The organism is Telmatospirillum siberiense (assembly GCF_002845745.1).
GTDB lineage: Bacteria > Pseudomonadota > Alphaproteobacteria > Rhodospirillales > Magnetospirillaceae > Telmatospirillum > Telmatospirillum siberiense.
The window spans coordinates 205,867-221,101 of sequence record NZ_PIUM01000002.1 but is presented as its reverse complement, the minus strand read 5'-3'; the positions used below and the strand labels follow the sequence as shown (position 1 = coordinate 221,101).

Below are 15,235 nucleotides of genomic sequence, written 5' to 3'. Positions count from 1 at the left end.
GCGTTATTGCTACGCTGGGTCCACCTCATCCAGCGATTCGACATAGCGCAGTCCCATGGCCTCAAGCTTCGGACGCATGTTGTAGATATCGAGACCGAGTTCCCCGGCGGCCAAGCGGGCCCTCTTGGCTTCCTCCAGGCGGACACGCTCCTCGCCCAGCGAGACGGCTCGTTCGACGGCCCGATTGGGCACCACCACCACGCCGTCATCGTCGGCGACGATGGCGTCGCCGGGATGGACCAGAGTGCCGGCACAGATGATCGGCACATTGACCGAGCCCAACGTCGCCTTGACCGTGCCCCGCGCATGGATGGCTTTCGACCAGACCGGAAATCCCATGCCCTGCAGCGTATCGGTATCGCGGCAACCGGCGTCGATGATCAATCCGGCGACGCCGCGGGCCTTCATCGATGTCGCCAGCAGGTCGCCGAACATGCCGTCGTTATTCTCCGTGGTGCAGGCCAGCACCACGACGTCGCCGGGAGAGCATTGCTCGACGGCCACATGCAGCATCCAGTTGTCACCCGGCTGCGCCAGGATGGTCACCGCCGGTCCGGCGATACGCGCCCCCGCATAGATCGGGCGCAGATAAGGGCGCATGAGGCCGCTCCGTCCCATCGCCTCATGCACCGTCGCCACCCCAAGTCCGGCCAAACGCTCTGCCAGATCCTTGGAGAAGCTCGGTTTCCTGGTGACGACGATTCCTGTGGTCATGCCAGTTCCTCCGTGACCTGCGGAAACAACCGTTGATAGCCTTCGGCGTAGCGAATTTTCAGGTTGGAATTGCGCGAGGCCTGCACGCCGCGCTGCAGGGCGACGCGGGTGTAGTACTCCCAGAGATGTTCCTGAGCCGCCATCGTCTCGAAGGCGGCGCGCTTCTTGTCCCAAACCGGCGAAATGTCGAGCAGGGTATTGGGATGCCAATGGCATTGCTCGGGCTGATGCGGTTCGAACAGAAAGATCGGCGGCGCCCCCAGCACCGGCGTCAGCTCGGGCCGATGACCATGGGCCTGGGCGATGATGCGGGCCTCCTGGGCAACGCGGGAGGCCAGCGAATGGTCGAAATTGTAAGGATCGTCCAGCGAATGGGTGAGGACGAATTCCGGAGCGATCTCCCGATAGAGATCGGCCAATTCCATGATCGTCTCGTCGGGCACCCGTAACGGGTAATCACCCAGATCGAAACAGCGCAGCTTGGCCCCCAGGATCTCCGCCGCCTTCTCCGCCTCATCGCGGCGGGCCGTCTTGACCTGATCCAGGGTCATGCCGGCTTGCCGCCAAAGCTTCGCCGATTCTCCCCGCTCGCCGAAGGACAGGCAAACGACGCTGACCGCGTAGCCGCGCGACGCGTAAAGCGCGATGGCCCCACCGGCGCGCCAGACGAAATCTGCCGAGTGGGCGCTGATGACCAGGGCGGTTTTAGACGAGTTGGACATGGTGGAATGTTCCTCTTGCCGGTGGATCGCTTAGAGCGCAGCCGCGTGCCGCAGGGATGCCGAATTGCCGCCAAGGGCCTCCGTCGCCTCGGCGGCAACGGCGAGCAAGCGGCCGCGAACCCGCTCCATGAAGGGGCGATCGACGCGGGAGGTCGGCCCGACTATTCCCAGCGCGCCCTGCAGCCGCTGCCCAATGCCGAAGACGGGTACCGAAATACCGGCGGTTTCCGGATCCCGCTCGCCGAAGGACATGTAGGAATGGGACCGGCGGACGCTTTCATAGGGTTCCCCCTCCGCGCCAGAGAACGCCAGGAGCACACGCCCGCCCGCCCCCAGTTCCAGACCTTGCACGTCCCCTTCCCGGACTTGCGCCCGGATCGAGAAAGTGGAATCGATCCGATGAAGGCAGATACGCCGGTCCCCCTCGCGAATATGGAAGGACACGGCTTCGCCGAACTCGCGGTTCAGTTCCCGCATCAGGGGCAGGAGCACGTCGCCCAGTCGCAGCCCCGCCTGGTAATGGCACCCCAGCACGAAGGACGCCGGCCCCAGACGATAGCGACCGTCATCGAGGCGGCTCAGGAACTTGTGATGAATCAGCGCGCCGGCGAGGCGCAACAGGGTACTTTTGTAAAGGCCGGTTCGCTCCGACAACTCCGCCAGGCTCAAACCCGCATCGTCGGAACGGAACGCGAAGAGGATGGCGAAAGCGCGATCGAGGACATCCACCCCGCTCGGCTCGCTGTCCTTTGGCATCTGCACAACCCCTCGCGATCGCGTCATGGGTGGCTCCATCATCTATCGTTCTGTCAGACAGAACATTGATCTTTCTGATAGAACGATAGCAAGCCGGCGCAAAAACGTCAACGCCGCCCCGTGGGAGCAACACTCCTTCGGAGGATAAGGGCGATAAACGCTCTGATAAAACGACGAGACTTGAGATGTCTGAATCCGGGAGCCGGCGAGGAATGGCGGCGCCTTTCCCGTCCTGCCGATGTGTTGGTCACGCCGGCAGCATGTCACCGTGTCATTCGAGGAATCTCAAAGGAATGGATCCACCGTCACTATGGACGGATACCGACCATCAGGGGCGCAGATGCCGGCCGTACAGATTGTTTTCCTCGGAATCCCAGCCGCTGATTTCGCCTTCGCGCATCGCCGCGTCGCGGTCGTCGGCCCAGCCCCAGACTTTGCCGTCGATCACATACTTCCATTTTCCCTTGTTGACCGTGCAGGGAAAGATGTCGACGACGGAGCGGCCGAACTCGGCACGCTCGACGCTGGTCACGCCATCGGCCGCATATTGGTCGGTTGAAACGGTTTTCCAGTCGTTCGCACCCATGATCTGTTCTCCCGTCAGGTCTGGTTTGGAGAACCAGAGAATAACACCAAACCGTTCGGAATCAGGCGCTTTTCATCCGCCGAATCAATTCGGCATACCAACGGGCGGATGCCTTGGGAATGCGCTTTTGCGTCGGGAAATCGACGTAGATCAGTCCGAAACGCTGACCATAGCCGGCCCCCCATTCAAAATTGTCGAGCAAGGACCAGACGAAATAGCCCCGCACATCGGCGCCGCCGGCCAAGGCGTCCCGCATCGCCTGATGATAGAGCTCCAGATATTTGATGCGGTGTTCATCGATCACCCGGCCTTGCGCATCGGGTTTGTCCCGGTCGCCGCCGCAGCCGTTTTCGGTGATATAGACCGGCAGCCGGTAACGCCTGGTCAGTTCGATCAGTTCGTCGCGGAACATCTCGGGGAAAATCGGCCAGCCGATCCCATGGTCGGGCGAGCCGGCCGGCGCGTCGCCCCAGCCGAATCCCCAGGTCTTGCCGGGATCGTTCCTGGCGAAGATGGGACCATAGTGATTGAGGCCGAACCAGTCGGTCGGCCGGCAGATGCGGGCCATGTCGCCGGCCTGCACATAGGGTTCGATCGCCCGGGCGATCTGCGGCGGGTAATGGCCGAGGATCTGCGGATCGGGGAAGGCCAGGTTCCAATGCTCGTCGAGCAGGCTGGCCGCCGCCTGGTTTTCAGGTTTTCCGCCCTCCGGCAACACCTGCTGGCGGTTATGAATGGCGCCGATCGACGCCTCCGGAACATGGGCGCGCAGCACGTCGACGGCGGCGCCATGGGCCAGATTGACGTGGTGGATGGCCTTCAGATGGGCGATGCGGTCGGTGACGCCCGGCGCCGCCCAGTCGATGGCGTAGCCGAACAGGGTGAACACCGAGAATTCGTTGAAGGTGGCCCAATGCTTGACCCTGTCGCCGTAACGCCTGGCCGCCAGCACCGCATAGTCGGCGAACCAGCCGGCGCTGTCGCGGTTGGTCCATCCGCCCAGATCGTCGAGCCCCTGCGGCAGGTCCCAGTGATAGAGGGTCGCCCAGGGAGTGATGCCGGCTTCCAGCAGGGCATCGATCAGCCGGTCGTAGAAATCCAGGCCCTTCTGATTGACCGGCCCCTTGCCGGTGGGCAGCAGGCGAGGCCAGGACAACGAGAAACGATAGGCATCGACACCGATATCCTGCATCAGCCGGATGTCTTCCGGCCAGCGGTGGTAGTGGTCGCAGGAGACATCGCCGGTGCTGCCGTCGCCGACGCCACCCTTCATTTTGCAGCGGGTATCCCAGATGCTGGGGCCGCGCCCGTCCTCGGCGACGGCGCCCTCGATCTGATAGGCCGAGGTGGAGACCCCCCACAGAAAGCCGGGCGGCAGCCCCTGCTGTCCGACGGAAATCGTCCGGGGTTGCTTGGCCATGGCTCACTCCCTCAAAGCGGCGGCATTCATGGCCGACCGCGATAACCACACGTTCTTTGGCAAATTATCCGTGAAAAGCGCATAATTTGCCAATGCCTTAAGCGGAGGAGACGCCATGACCAGGCTTGCCAAGACATCATCCCGGACGGCGTCCGCATCCTTCCGCTTTCCCCCCGACTTCCTGTGGGGAGCCTCCACCTCGGCCTATCAGATCGAGGGAGCGGCCACGGAGGATGGCCGTGGCCCCAGCATCTGGGACAGCTTCTGCAAGATGAAGGACCGGGTGAACCACGGCCACAACGGCGACGTGGCTTGCGACCATTACCATCGCTATCCCGAAGACGTCCGGCTAATGGGTGAACTGGGTCTCGACGCCTATCGTTTCTCGTTGTCCTGGCCCCGCCTGCTGCCCACCGGCAAGGGGCCGGTCAATCAGAAGGGCCTGGATTTCTACGACCGGCTGATCGATGCCCTGCTGGAAGCCGGCATCACCCCCTGGGCGACCCTCTATCACTGGGACCTGCCGCAGGGGCTCGACGATCTGGGCGGATGGACCAACCGCGACAGCGCCGGCTGGTTCGCCGACTATGCGGTGCTGGCGGCCAGGCGTTACGGCGACAGGGTCAAGCATTGGGCCACCTTCAACGAATTCTCGGTGTTCACCCTGTTCGGCTACGCTTTCGGCTGGGGAGCCCCCAGCATCAGCGACCGGGGCGCCCATCTGAAGACCATCCATCACGTCAATCTGGCCCATGGCGCCGCCGTCGACGTGCTGCGCGCCCATGTGCCGGAGGCGTCGATCGGCGCCATCCACAGCGTGCAACCCTGCCGCCCGTCCTCCAACGCACCGGAAGACGTCGCCGCCACCGAACTTTTCAACGAGCACTGGAATCTGGCCTTCCCCGATCCGCAGATTCTCGGCCATTACCCGCCGCAGATCGCCCGGGCGATCGAACCCTATGTGCAGGCCGGCGACATGGCCCGCATCTGCCGGCCGATCGACTGGTTCGGCCTCAACCATTACGCCCCGATGTATGGCAAGGCCGAGCCCAACATGCTGTGGGGCTTCGTTTTCGGGGCGCTGCCCGACGCCTTGCCGAAAACCGGCGTCGGCTGGCCGATCGATCCTTCCGCCTTCGAAGACACGTTGAGAGGTCTCACCAGTCGCTACCGGCTGCCGGTCTATGTGACGGAAAGCGGCTATGGCACCCAGTCGCGGGAGGCCCCCAACGAAAAAGACGAGCTGGATGACCAGGACCGCGTCGCCTATCTGGCCGGCCAGGTCGCCGCCATGCAGCGGGCAAGGGAAAGCGGCGCCGATGTGCGCGGCTATTTCGTCTGGTCGCTGCTCGACAATTTCGAATGGGGCGCCGGTTACGGCGACCGCTTCGGCATCATTTTCGTCGATTACGCCACCCAGGAACGCATCCTGAAGGCATCCGCCCGCTGGTACCGCGATCTGATCAAGGGAACGCTATAGGACGGGGCGCCCACGCCGTCCCACGACCAGAAGGGCGAAGCCGCCCAGACTGCAGCCAAGAATGACGACGGTCATCGGAAAGGCCGTGCCGTTGTGGAAAAGACCGACCAGGGCGCTGGCGAGACTGGCCAGGCCGAATTGCATCACACCAACGAGGGAGGAGGCGCTGCCCGCCTGATTGCCGCAGGCGCTCATGGCGACCGCGGTGGAGGTGGCGCCGATCAGCGGAATCGTCGCCATGCAGAGACACAAGGGGATCATCAGGACCGGCAATGACGGCGTCCGGCTTAAGGACGCCAGGACGATGGCGAAGGCCGTCTCGGCAGCAAGCGCGGCGAACAACACGGCGCGCGGCTGAAACCGGCGCAGCAGCATTCCGCTCAGTCGGGCGGCGGCGACCATGCAGAAAGCGCACAGGCCGAACAGCCAACCGTATTGTTGCCGGCTCGCTCCGTGCAACTCCATGAAAACGAAGGGCGATCCGCTGATAAACGCGAAAAGGGTGGCAAGACCGAAGCCACCGGCCACGGTCGGCACGATGAAACGCCGGTCGCTCAACAGCTCGCAGAAGACGATCAGAAGCCGGGGCAGACTGGTCCGATACCGTCGCCCCGCCGGCAGTGTTTCGGGAATATGGCGCATCACCGCCAGGAAACAGCAGACCCCGAACAGCACGAGAAAGACGAATACGCCTCGCCAATCGACAAGGGTCAGGAGATATCCGCCGCAAATGGGAGCGATGATCGGTCCCAACCCCTGCACCACCATCATGGAGGACAGAATGCGCGCGGATCCCCTTTCGTCGAACAGGTCGCGGACGATGGCCCGGCTGATGATCATGCCGGTGCAGCCGCCCAGGGCCTGCAGCAGACGAAGGACCGTGAAGGTGGTGATGTCGGGGGCGACGACGATGAGCAGGGAGGCCACGATATAGAGCGCGATGCCGGCAAGCAGCGGAATTCGCCGGCCGAACCGGTCGATCAGCGGACCATAGAACAACTGTCCCAAGGCCAGTCCGAAGAAGAAAACGGACAGCGTGAATTGCACTTCGCCCAGGCCGGTGTGCAGGCTTTCGGCGATGCTGGAAAAACTTGCCAGATACATATCCGTCGAGAACGGCGCAAACGCCGTCAGCGCGCCGAGAACGATCGTCAGGCGCGTGCTACTGACGTCCGGCCTGGCCGCCGGCTCGCTCATTGTCATCCGATTTTCCTTATAAGACAGCTGAGAGACCGACGTCTCCGTCACGGACGGAACGAAGCGGCCCCCAGAACTCCATTTACAGAACTTATCAGTACTGATATTCGAACAAGATGACGTCGTCAACAGAATTGGTCCGCAACATGCCTCAGCCCCCCATCCGCAAGCGCGGACGACCGAAAGTCACGCCCGACGACGCGCAGAAATCGCTCATCTTGCGAAAAGCGGCGGAATTGTTCGTAAAAAAGGGATACGGACGGACGACGACCGACGAGGTGGCGGCCGGTTGCCGCGTCTCCAAGCAGACGCTCTACCGGCTATTTTCCGGCAAGCTGGAGCTGTTCACCGCGGTCGTCGACAGCCATCGGCAAACCATGCTGGATCTGCCCGGCGACTATGACGACCTGCCGCTCCAAGACGCGCTGGAACGAATTTTCAGGAGCGACATCGAACCGGAAATGGACCGCGCGCGGATGGCCTTCGCCCGGTCGGTGACGATCGAGGCGGCGCAGTTTCCCGAAATCAGGGATGTCTTCAACCGCCACGGCAGAGACAGGTCACGCGCCGAATTGGCCGAATGGCTGGAGCGTCAACGTGAACGGGGCCGCATCGAGATCGATGATCCGGAATGCGGCGCCCACATGCTGATGGACATGATCCTCGGCGCCATCATCCACAGGGAACCGGACGACGTCGAATGGCCCGGCGGCGGGCGGCAATGCGATTACATAAGGCGGTGCATCAAGGTTTTTCTGAATGGCGTCCGCCCGCGCGGGAACGTGTAATATCAAATTCCGGCGGATGATGCCGCCGGCTAAACCACGTTCTCCTCGTGGACGACGACACCGCCCGAATTGCGTTCGAGAACGAATTTGCGGTCGAAACGGCCCTCGACGATGGCATGGCTGGCGATGGTGAGGAACGTCGCTTGCGGAAATTCCTGGTCCAGCATCTGCAACATGTCCTGTTCGCCCGCCGCGCCCAGGGCATCGGTGGCGTCTTCGAGGAAGATCCAGTCGGGACGCCGGATCAGCAGACGGGCGAACCCCAGGCGCTGCTGTTCCGCCAGGGCCAGGATATCCTCCCAGGCCGCATTGTCGTAGAGACGCTTGGTCAGATAAGGCAACCCCACCTGGGCCAGGACGGCGGCCGCCTTCTCGTCGGGCAGGGACTCGCCGCTGTCCGGATAGCACAGGGCGTGACGCAACGGGCCGGATGGCAGATAGGGCCGCTGCGGCATGAAATAGACCCTGGTATGGGCCGGCAACGCGATGCGCCCGCGCCCCCATGGCCAGACGCGCGCCACCGCCCGGAAAAGGGTCACCGCCGCGGCCGGATCGCCGACGATCAGAACCCTTTCACCGGGAAGGATCTCCGCCGTGAAGGGTTCGATCATCAGATGCGCGTTGGCGTCGTCGACGGCCAGATCCTCGAACAGCAGGGTCTTCCCCTCCTGCGAATGTTCGACCAGGATGCGGCGGTCCCCCTGTTCGACATCGAGATCGAGCTTGGCCAGGGCGTCCTTCAGTCCGAGAACGCGTTCGACCGAGGCCTTCCATTCGGCCGCCCGCCCCAGATTGTCGACCGGCCAGGACAGCGCCGACACCGTCTGTTGGAACGCCTGCGCCGTTTGCATCAGCACGCCCAGGGAAATCGCCCCGGAAATGTAGCGAGGCGCCGAAATCAACAGGGGAAAGGCGGCACAGAGCACCGAATAGCCGGCACTGAAATAGGTCACGATGGAAAGCGCCCCGGTCTGTCCGTACCAGCCGGCGCGCACGCCTTTCAACAGCGAGAACAGATGGCGGCGCTCCTCCTTCTCGGCATGCAGGAGCGCGATGGGCTGGGCATGTTCGCGCACCCTGACGAGGCCGAACCGGTAATCGGCCTCCAGCCCCTGCCGGCGATTGACCGCGCGGACCAGGGGGCGGCCCAGCAGCAGGGCGATGGTGGTTCCGATGGCCGCGTAGAGAATCGCGATATAAAGCAGATAGCCGGGAATGCTCAGGCTGACTCCGCCCAGGGTCACGTCGAGTCTGCCGGACAGCATCCACAGAATGTTGGTGAAACTGAACAGCAGGATGGCGCAATAGAGCAGCGAATGTCCGAGGTCGATCGCATATTCGGTGGTGATACGGATGTCTTCGGCGATCCGTCCGTCGGGATTGTCGTGATCGCCAGGAAAGTAGCTCAACTGATGATGCCGCCCGCGCGACAGCCATTGTTCCAAAATCTGCTGGGACAACCAGCGCCGCCAGCCGAACTGCAGGCGGCGCTTGACCCGCAAATGCAGGATCTGAACGCCGATGTTGAAGACAATGATGCCGGCGATCATCGCACCGACCATCAGGAAGCGATCCATCGAACGCTGCTCAAGGGCATCGAACAGCCGTTCGCTCCACAGATTGAACAGCACCGGTTCGGTAACCTGACCGATGGTGAGAATGACCAGAGAGATGGTCAGCAGACGGATCGACCATCTTTTCTCGCTGCGCCAATAACCACTGGCAAGCTGCAGGAAACGACGCCCGAAAGCCGGTTGCTCGACGACTGGCGGGACCCTGGTTTGCTTGCGTTTCAAATGACGTACTGCCCCCACTCGGTCGTTCTCCCCCGGCGATCTCCCGCGCCCCGCTTCCGGCGGGCGTCAGTCCCTTACAGGCGCCCCGACTTCGCCACTTGGCTGAAGAAGCGGTAACTGTCCTTGGGCGTGCGTTTCAGCGTCTGATAGTCGACCCTGACGATGCCGAACCGCTTCGACAATCCGAACGCCCATTCGAAATTGTCGAGCAAACTCCAGCACAAATACCCTTTGACGTTGCAGCCGTCGGCGACGGCGCGTCCGACGCTGGCCAGGTGATCCCTCAGGAAGGCGACCCGGGCCTCGTCATGCACCTCGCCGTCCGGACCGGGGACATCCTCGTAGGCCGCACCATTTTCCGCGATATAGACGGCGGGATTGTCATAGTCCCGTTTCAGTTCGGCCAGCAGGTCGTAAAGGCCGTCCGGTTGCACCGGCCAGGCCATGTCTGTCCATCGCTCGCAATGGGCATCGCCCCACCAGACGTCGAAGGGATGCCCGGTCTCGTATTTCATCGTCATGCGGGAATAATAATTGATCCCCAACAGATCGATCGGATAGCCGATCGCAGCCTCGTCCCCCGGCAGGACGAAGCCGGCCATTTTTTCGGCGAGCAACGGGGGGATGCGCCCGCGCAGCACTCCATCGAGCGGGACGCGGTTCCACACGGCATCCCAGCGGGCGGCGGCGGCGACGTCCTCGGCCTTCGCCGATTCGGCGCGGCATGGCTGAAGATTGATCACCGTTCCCAGCCGAAGATCGGCATGCGCCGCGCGCAGCGCCCGCAACGCCTGGCCTTGTGCCAGATTTTGATGATGCAGCGCCCTGAGCATGCCGACTTCGCCCAGTTTATGGCCCGGCGCGTGCTCTCCGACACCATAGCCGAAGATGGCCACCACATTGGGCTCGTTCAGCATCATCCAGTCCTTGACGCGATCGGCCAAGCGCGCCGCGACGATGGCGGCGTAATCGGCGAAGGGACCGATGATCTCGCGGCCCTGCCAGCCGCCGCGATCCTCCAGCGGTTGCGGCAGATCCCAGTGATAAAGACAGGCCATCGGACGAATGCCGGCGGCCAGCAGACCGTCGACCAGCCGATCGTAGAAATCGAGCCCCTTGCCATTGACGGCGCCGGTCCCCGTCGGCAGCACCCGCGGCCAGGCGATGGAGAAGCGATAGGCGTTGAAACCGGCGGCCCGCATGAGCGCGATGTCTTCCGGCCAGCGATGGTAATGATCGCAGGCGACGGCCGCCGTGCTGCCGTCGGAAATCCGCCCCTCCGCCGCGAAGGTATCCCACACGCAAGGCCCCCGCCCGTCGGCGTCGAGGGCCCCTTCGATTTGATAGGATGAAGTCGAGGCGCCCCACAGAAAATCCCGGGGAAAGATCACATTGGTCATGGCCGCCGCTCCCTCCTGGATTCATCCGGGGCGAACGACCGCGCCGGACAGACATCAAGATACGATGATGTCCAGGATGCATCAAGAATCGGCATCCCGCCAGCCATCCATTGGAAAATATGCGGGCGACACCTTTCTAAATTAGAGCGGTTATCATCTCGTTTCAACAGACAGTAAAATTTGCCGAAATCACGCATGCATCTTTAAAAATTTGCAAAATTCACGCAATATATATTGTGTATATATGTAGATTATTATCATAATATCTATTTTTATTTCTAGAATGTACTTGGCATAAAAACAACGCACACGGAAGAAGGCCTTATCTTCATCAGGTACATACCTCGCCGCGTTATCCCGTCGCAGACCGGGGAGCACCGCCGGATGGCGGCGCCCCCGTCGCCCCGCCAGTTTTCACACCGCCGCGCCGATGGCCATTTCCGGAACGCTCTCAGGAACGATCAGATGGGCCTCGGTCGCGGCGATCACTTGTTCTATCGAAACACCGGGGGCCCGTTCGCGCAGCACCAGCCCCTCCCCGGTCGGCTCGATCACCGCGAGTTCGGTGACCAGCAAATCGACACGGCGCACCGAGGTGAGCGGCAAAGTGCAGCGTTTCAAGACCTTGGCCTCGCCCTTGGCGGTATGGGTCATGGCGACGATCACCCGCCGCGCTCCGCTGACCAGATCCATGGCGCCGCCCATGCCGGGAACCATCTTTCCGGGCACCATCCAATTGGCCAATTGCCCCAGTTCATCGACTTGCAGGCCGCCCAGCACGGTAACATCCAGATGTCCGCCCCGGATCAGCCCGAACGACATGCAACTGTCGAAAGCGGCGGCCCCGGGCACGGCGCCGATATAACCGCCGCCGGCATCGGTGAGGAATTCGGCCTCCAGCCCCGCCTCGGGCACCGGCGCCATGCCGATGATGCCGTTTTCGGACTGGAAATGCACGGTGACGCCGGCCGGCAGATAACGGGCCACGGTGGTCGGCAGGCCGATCCCCAGATTGACCAGATCGCCTTCACGCAATTCCAGGGCGACGCGCCTGGCGATGGTGACCTTATCGTCCATGGGAAGCCCCCTTCTCGATGAAATGATCGACCAGAACATGCGGCGTCACCACCTCGTCGGGCGGAATGACGCCTGTCGGCACGATCTCGTTGGGTTCGGCGATCACGGTTCCGCCGGCGGTGGCCATGAGGGGATTGAAGTTCCTGGCCGTCAGGAAATAGTCCAGATTTCCCAGGTAATCAGCCCGTCGGCAGAAAAGCAGGGCGAAATCGGCCTTCAACGGTTCTTCCAACAGGAAGACCTTACCGTCCACCTCGATCGTTCGTTTGCCTTCGGCGACGACGGTACCGACACCGGTCGGGGTCAGCACGCCGCCCAGTCCGAACCCACCGGCCCGGATACGCTCGGCCAAAGTCCCCTGCGGCACCAGATCGACCTCGGTCTCGCCGGCGATCATCTGGCGTTGCGTTTCGGGATTGGTCCCGATGTGGCTGGTCACCAGTTTGCGAACCAGCCGGGCGTCGATGAGTTGTCCGATGCCGAAGCCCGGACGCGCCGAATCATTGGCGATGACCGTCAGATCCTTGCGGCCCTGGCGAACCAGCTCGGCGATGACGCGGTGCGGCGAACCGACTCCCATGAAACCGCCGATCAACAATGAGGCACCGTCGGGAACCATCTCGACAGCCCTGGTGACACTGACAGCCTTGCTCATTCGCGCCCCCTCATGATCTCGCCGGACTGCCGGCCCCTCCCCGCAGCAACGCTCATCGCGCCACCCAGCCGCCATCGACCGGCAACGATGCGCCGGTGATATTGGCCGCTCCCGGGCTGGACAGGAACACCGCCACAGCGCCCAATTGCTCGACGGTGGTAAAGCGCGCCGAAGGCTGTTTCTCGATCAGCAGTTCGCGCTCGGCCTGGGCCACACTTTTCCCTTCGGTCCGGGCCCGCGCCTCGATCTGCGCCCGGACCAGGGGGGTCAGCACCCAGCCCGGACAAATGGCGTTACAGGTGATCGGGCTTTCGGCATTTTCCAGCGCCACCACTTTGGTCAGGCCGACCAGACCATGCTTGGCGGCGACATAGGCCGACTTTTCCGCCGACGCCACCAAACCGTGAGCCGACGCGATGTTGATGATCCGGCCGAAACCCCTCTTCTGCATGCCAGGCAATGCCTTGCGCATGGTGTGGAACGCCGAGGACAGATTGATGGAAATCACCGCATCCCAGCGCTCGACCGGAAAATTCTCGACGCGCGCCACATGCTGGATGCCGGCATTGTTGACCAGGATATCCACCTTGCCCAGGCGCTCCTCGGCGTCTTCGACCAGGGCCTCGCATCCGGCCGCCGTGGACAAATCGGCGCCGTTGTAAACGACCTGAACACCGAATTCGGTCGCCAGGCCGGCACGCAGGCTTTCGATGACGGCGGGATCGCCGAAACCGTTCAGCATGATATCGGCGCCCTCGGCGGCAAGAGCCGTGGCGATTCCCAGACCAATCCCGCTGGTCGATCCGGTGACGACGGCGGTCAATCCCTTCAGCATGGCTGTTTCCTTCCTTTTTTTAACGGCGTCCGGATCCGCACGGATGCCGTGATGATGACCCCGCCGTTCCCGCGCGTACCCCGCGGAAACGGCCGTTCGGCGACGTTCAGACCAGCCCGGTCAGGTAGTAGACCAGGATGACAAGGAAGACGGCCGCGGTTTTGATGCAGGTGATGGCGAAGATATCCATGTAGGACTGCCGATGAGTAAGCCCGGTGACGGCCAGCAGGGTAATGACCGCGCCGTTGTGCGGCAGGGTGTCCATGCCGCCGCTGGCCATCGCCGCCACCCGGTGCAACACCTCTAGAGGAATGCCGGCGGCATTGGCGGAGGCGACGAATTGATTGGCCATGGCGGCCAGGGCGATGCCCATGCCGCCGGACGCCGATCCGGTGACGCCGGCCAGCGTGGTCACCGTGATCGCCTCGTTGACCAGCGGATTGGGAATGGCCTGCAACGCGTCCTTGATGACCATGAAGCCGGGAAGTGCGGCGATCACCGCGCCGAACCCGTATTCGGTGGCCGTGTTGACCGAGGCCAGGAGCGATCCGGCGACGGCCGCCTTGCTGCCGTCGGCGAATTTGGTCGAAATGGTTTTGAACGCGAACAGCACGACAGTCAGGATGCCCAGCACCAGGGCGGCCTCGACCGACCAGATGCCGATCTGCGTCTTCACGACGACGGCGATCGGCTTGGCCAGGCCGGGAAGATTAATCTCGGCATTGGCCGAGGCGTAGTAAGTGGGAAAAATCAGCTTGGTGAACACCAGGTTCATGATACCCACGACGAAGAGCGGCAGGATGGCGATCACCGGATTGACGATGGATGTGCCGGCAATGACGTCGGGATCGGGCTCCTGGCTATGTCCGCTGCCATAGCCCTCGCCGTCGGCCTCGGCCTGCTTCAGACGCCATTCCAGATAGGCGACGCCGCACACCAGAATGAAGATCCCGCCGATGGTTCCCAGAATCGGCGCGGCATAGATGTCGGTCTTGAAGAAGGTGGTCGGTATGACGTTCTGGATTTGCGGCGTGCCGGGCAGGCTATCCATGGTCAGGGTGAAGGCGCCGAGCGCGATGGTTCCTGGAATCAACCGCTTGGGCAGATTGCCCTGGCGGAACATTTCGGCGGCGAAGGGATAGACGGCGAAAACCACGACGAACAGCGAGACGCCGCCATAGGTCAGAAGGCCGCCGACCAGCACGATCGAAAGCACGGCCCGCTTGCGCCCGACCATCCCGATGACCGCGGTCACGATGGCACGGGCGAATCCCGACATCTCGATGACCTTGCCGAACAGCGCTCCCAGCAGAAACACCGGGAAATAGTTCTGGATGAAGAAGACCATCTTATCCATGAACAGACCGCTGTAGACCGGCAGCACCAACGATGGATTGGTCAGCAGTACGGCCCCCAGGGCGGCGATGGGCGCGAAAAGGATCACGCTGAAGCCCCGGTAGGCGACGAACATCAAAAAAAGCAGTGCCCCGATACAGATCAGGAAACTCATTGGTGTTCCTCCTTGGGTTGGCATTGCCCGTTTTCGGGTCGAGCCTTGTCATTGCCGGCACGGTCGGACTTAAAAGTCCGGTCCGTCGCCGTACCACAGCCGAGTGCAACGCTTATGCCATTGGACGAACACCGCAAAAGTCGCGGTTTTCCTGGGGTTTTATCGAATGCCCCCAAGCCGATGGCGAGACTTCTGTCCGCTTTGGCGGACAGTATCCCAGGTGCCATAACCCGGACTGTGCCATTCCCGCAGGTTGTGAACGTCCAAGAAATCGGACACTATGCCCGGAAAGCCGGACA

The 15,235-nt window shown here is 62.6% G+C and carries 14 protein-coding genes; 2 read left to right on the top strand and 12 right to left on the bottom strand.

Annotation, left to right across the window (positions count from 1 at the left end):
• Window positions 1-9: 9 nt before the first annotated feature.
• The 5 genes from CWS72_RS02915 to CWS72_RS02895 form a co-directional block, all read right to left on the bottom strand.
• Window positions 10-714, bottom strand: coding sequence for a 4-carboxy-4-hydroxy-2-oxoadipate aldolase/oxaloacetate decarboxylase (locus CWS72_RS02915; RefSeq protein WP_101249060.1), 705 nt, complete (start codon window positions 712-714; stop codon window positions 10-12).
• On the bottom strand, window positions 711-1,436 hold the full coding sequence (locus tag CWS72_RS02910; RefSeq protein WP_101249059.1) for a PIG-L deacetylase family protein: 726 nt from the start codon (window positions 1,434-1,436) through the stop codon (window positions 711-713). Before CWS72_RS02910 ends, CWS72_RS02915 begins: the two co-directional genes overlap by 4 nt.
• 30 nt (window positions 1,437-1,466) lie before the next feature.
• Window positions 1,467-2,219 (bottom strand): IclR family transcriptional regulator, encoded by a 753-nt coding sequence (locus CWS72_RS02905; RefSeq protein WP_101249058.1) that lies wholly within the window; start codon window positions 2,217-2,219, stop codon window positions 1,467-1,469.
• A gap of 301 nt (window positions 2,220-2,520) precedes the next feature.
• Window positions 2,521-2,778 (bottom strand): hypothetical protein, encoded by a 258-nt coding sequence (locus tag CWS72_RS02900; RefSeq protein ID WP_101249057.1) that lies wholly within the window; start codon window positions 2,776-2,778, stop codon window positions 2,521-2,523.
• Between the two features lie 61 nt (window positions 2,779-2,839).
• Window positions 2,840-4,198: a GH1 family beta-glucosidase gene (locus CWS72_RS02895; RefSeq protein WP_101249056.1), complete on the bottom strand. Its 1,359-nt coding sequence runs from the start codon at window positions 4,196-4,198 to the stop codon at window positions 2,840-2,842.
• A gap of 115 nt (window positions 4,199-4,313) precedes the next feature.
• On the opposite strand from CWS72_RS02895, the gene CWS72_RS02890 reads away from it, so the two are divergent.
• The gene (locus CWS72_RS02890) at window positions 4,314-5,678 is read left to right on the top strand and encodes a GH1 family beta-glucosidase (RefSeq protein WP_101249055.1); all 1,365 of its coding nucleotides are present in this window, start codon (window positions 4,314-4,316) and stop codon (window positions 5,676-5,678) included.
• Here CWS72_RS02890 and CWS72_RS02885 read toward each other — a convergent pair.
• Window positions 5,673-6,881 carry a multidrug effflux MFS transporter gene (locus CWS72_RS02885; RefSeq protein ID WP_101249054.1) on the bottom strand — a complete coding sequence of 403 codons (1,209 nt, stop codon included), beginning with the start codon at window positions 6,879-6,881 and terminating at the stop codon, window positions 5,673-5,675. The two genes, CWS72_RS02890 and CWS72_RS02885, sit on opposite strands and share 6 nt — an antisense overlap.
• A gap of 110 nt (window positions 6,882-6,991) precedes the next feature.
• Between CWS72_RS02885 and CWS72_RS02880 the strand changes: the two genes are divergently transcribed.
• Window positions 6,992-7,663 (top strand): TetR/AcrR family transcriptional regulator, encoded by a 672-nt coding sequence (locus CWS72_RS02880; RefSeq protein WP_199175519.1) that lies wholly within the window; start codon window positions 6,992-6,994, stop codon window positions 7,661-7,663.
• A 29-nt stretch (window positions 7,664-7,692) separates the two neighbouring features.
• On the opposite strand, the gene CWS72_RS02875 is transcribed toward CWS72_RS02880, so the two are convergent.
• The 6 genes from CWS72_RS02875 to CWS72_RS02850 form a co-directional block, all read right to left on the bottom strand.
• Window positions 7,693-9,477: an ABC transporter ATP-binding protein/permease gene (locus CWS72_RS02875; RefSeq protein WP_101249053.1), complete on the bottom strand. Its 1,785-nt coding sequence runs from the start codon at window positions 9,475-9,477 to the stop codon at window positions 7,693-7,695.
• Between the two features lie 56 nt (window positions 9,478-9,533).
• Entirely contained in the window at window positions 9,534-10,859 is a 1,326-nt protein-coding gene (locus CWS72_RS02870) for a GH1 family beta-glucosidase (RefSeq protein WP_101249052.1), read from the bottom strand.
• A 414-nt stretch (window positions 10,860-11,273) separates the two neighbouring features.
• Window positions 11,274-11,936: a 3-oxoacid CoA-transferase subunit B gene (locus CWS72_RS02865; protein WP_101249051.1), complete on the bottom strand. Its 663-nt coding sequence runs from the start codon at window positions 11,934-11,936 to the stop codon at window positions 11,274-11,276.
• Complete coding sequence (locus CWS72_RS02860; protein ID WP_101249050.1) at window positions 11,926-12,591, bottom strand: CoA transferase subunit A; 666 nt, start codon at window positions 12,589-12,591, stop codon at window positions 11,926-11,928. Before CWS72_RS02860 ends, CWS72_RS02865 begins: the two co-directional genes overlap by 11 nt.
• A gap of 52 nt (window positions 12,592-12,643) precedes the next feature.
• Window positions 12,644-13,426, bottom strand: a complete 783-nt coding sequence (locus CWS72_RS02855) for a 3-hydroxybutyrate dehydrogenase (protein WP_101249049.1) — start codon at window positions 13,424-13,426, stop codon at window positions 12,644-12,646.
• Window positions 13,427-13,532: 106 nt separating this feature from the next.
• Window positions 13,533-14,936, bottom strand: a complete 1,404-nt coding sequence (locus CWS72_RS02850; RefSeq protein ID WP_101249048.1) for a GntP family permease — start codon at window positions 14,934-14,936, stop codon at window positions 13,533-13,535.
• Window positions 14,937-15,235: the final 299 nt, after the last annotated feature.

Coding starts and splice junctions, on each gene's coding strand:
- CWS72_RS02915 (WP_101249060.1), bottom strand. CDS start 714: ATGACCACAGGAATCGTCGTCACCAGGAAACCGAGCTTCTCCAAGGAT.
- CWS72_RS02910 (WP_101249059.1), bottom strand. CDS start 1,436: ATGTCCAACTCGTCTAAAACCGCCCTGGTCATCAGCGCCCACTCGGCA.
- CWS72_RS02905 (WP_101249058.1), bottom strand. CDS start 2,219: ATGACGCGATCGCGAGGGGTTGTGCAGATGCCAAAGGACAGCGAGCCG.
- CWS72_RS02900 (WP_101249057.1), bottom strand. CDS start 2,778: ATGGGTGCGAACGACTGGAAAACCGTTTCAACCGACCAATATGCGGCC.
- CWS72_RS02895 (WP_101249056.1), bottom strand. CDS start 4,198: ATGGCCAAGCAACCCCGGACGATTTCCGTCGGACAGCAGGGGCTGCCG.
- CWS72_RS02890 (WP_101249055.1), top strand. CDS start 4,314: ATGACCAGGCTTGCCAAGACATCATCCCGGACGGCGTCCGCATCCTTC.
- CWS72_RS02885 (WP_101249054.1), bottom strand. CDS start 6,881: ATGACAATGAGCGAGCCGGCGGCCAGGCCGGACGTCAGTAGCACGCGC.
- CWS72_RS02880 (WP_199175519.1), top strand. CDS start 6,992: ATGACGTCGTCAACAGAATTGGTCCGCAACATGCCTCAGCCCCCCATC.
- CWS72_RS02870 (WP_101249052.1), bottom strand. CDS start 10,859: ATGACCAATGTGATCTTTCCCCGGGATTTTCTGTGGGGCGCCTCGACT.
- CWS72_RS02865 (WP_101249051.1), bottom strand. CDS start 11,936: ATGGACGATAAGGTCACCATCGCCAGGCGCGTCGCCCTGGAATTGCGT.
- CWS72_RS02860 (WP_101249050.1), bottom strand. CDS start 12,591: ATGAGCAAGGCTGTCAGTGTCACCAGGGCTGTCGAGATGGTTCCCGAC.
- CWS72_RS02855 (WP_101249049.1), bottom strand. CDS start 13,426: ATGCTGAAGGGATTGACCGCCGTCGTCACCGGATCGACCAGCGGGATT.
- CWS72_RS02850 (WP_101249048.1), bottom strand. CDS start 14,936: ATGAGTTTCCTGATCTGTATCGGGGCACTGCTTTTTTTGATGTTCGTC.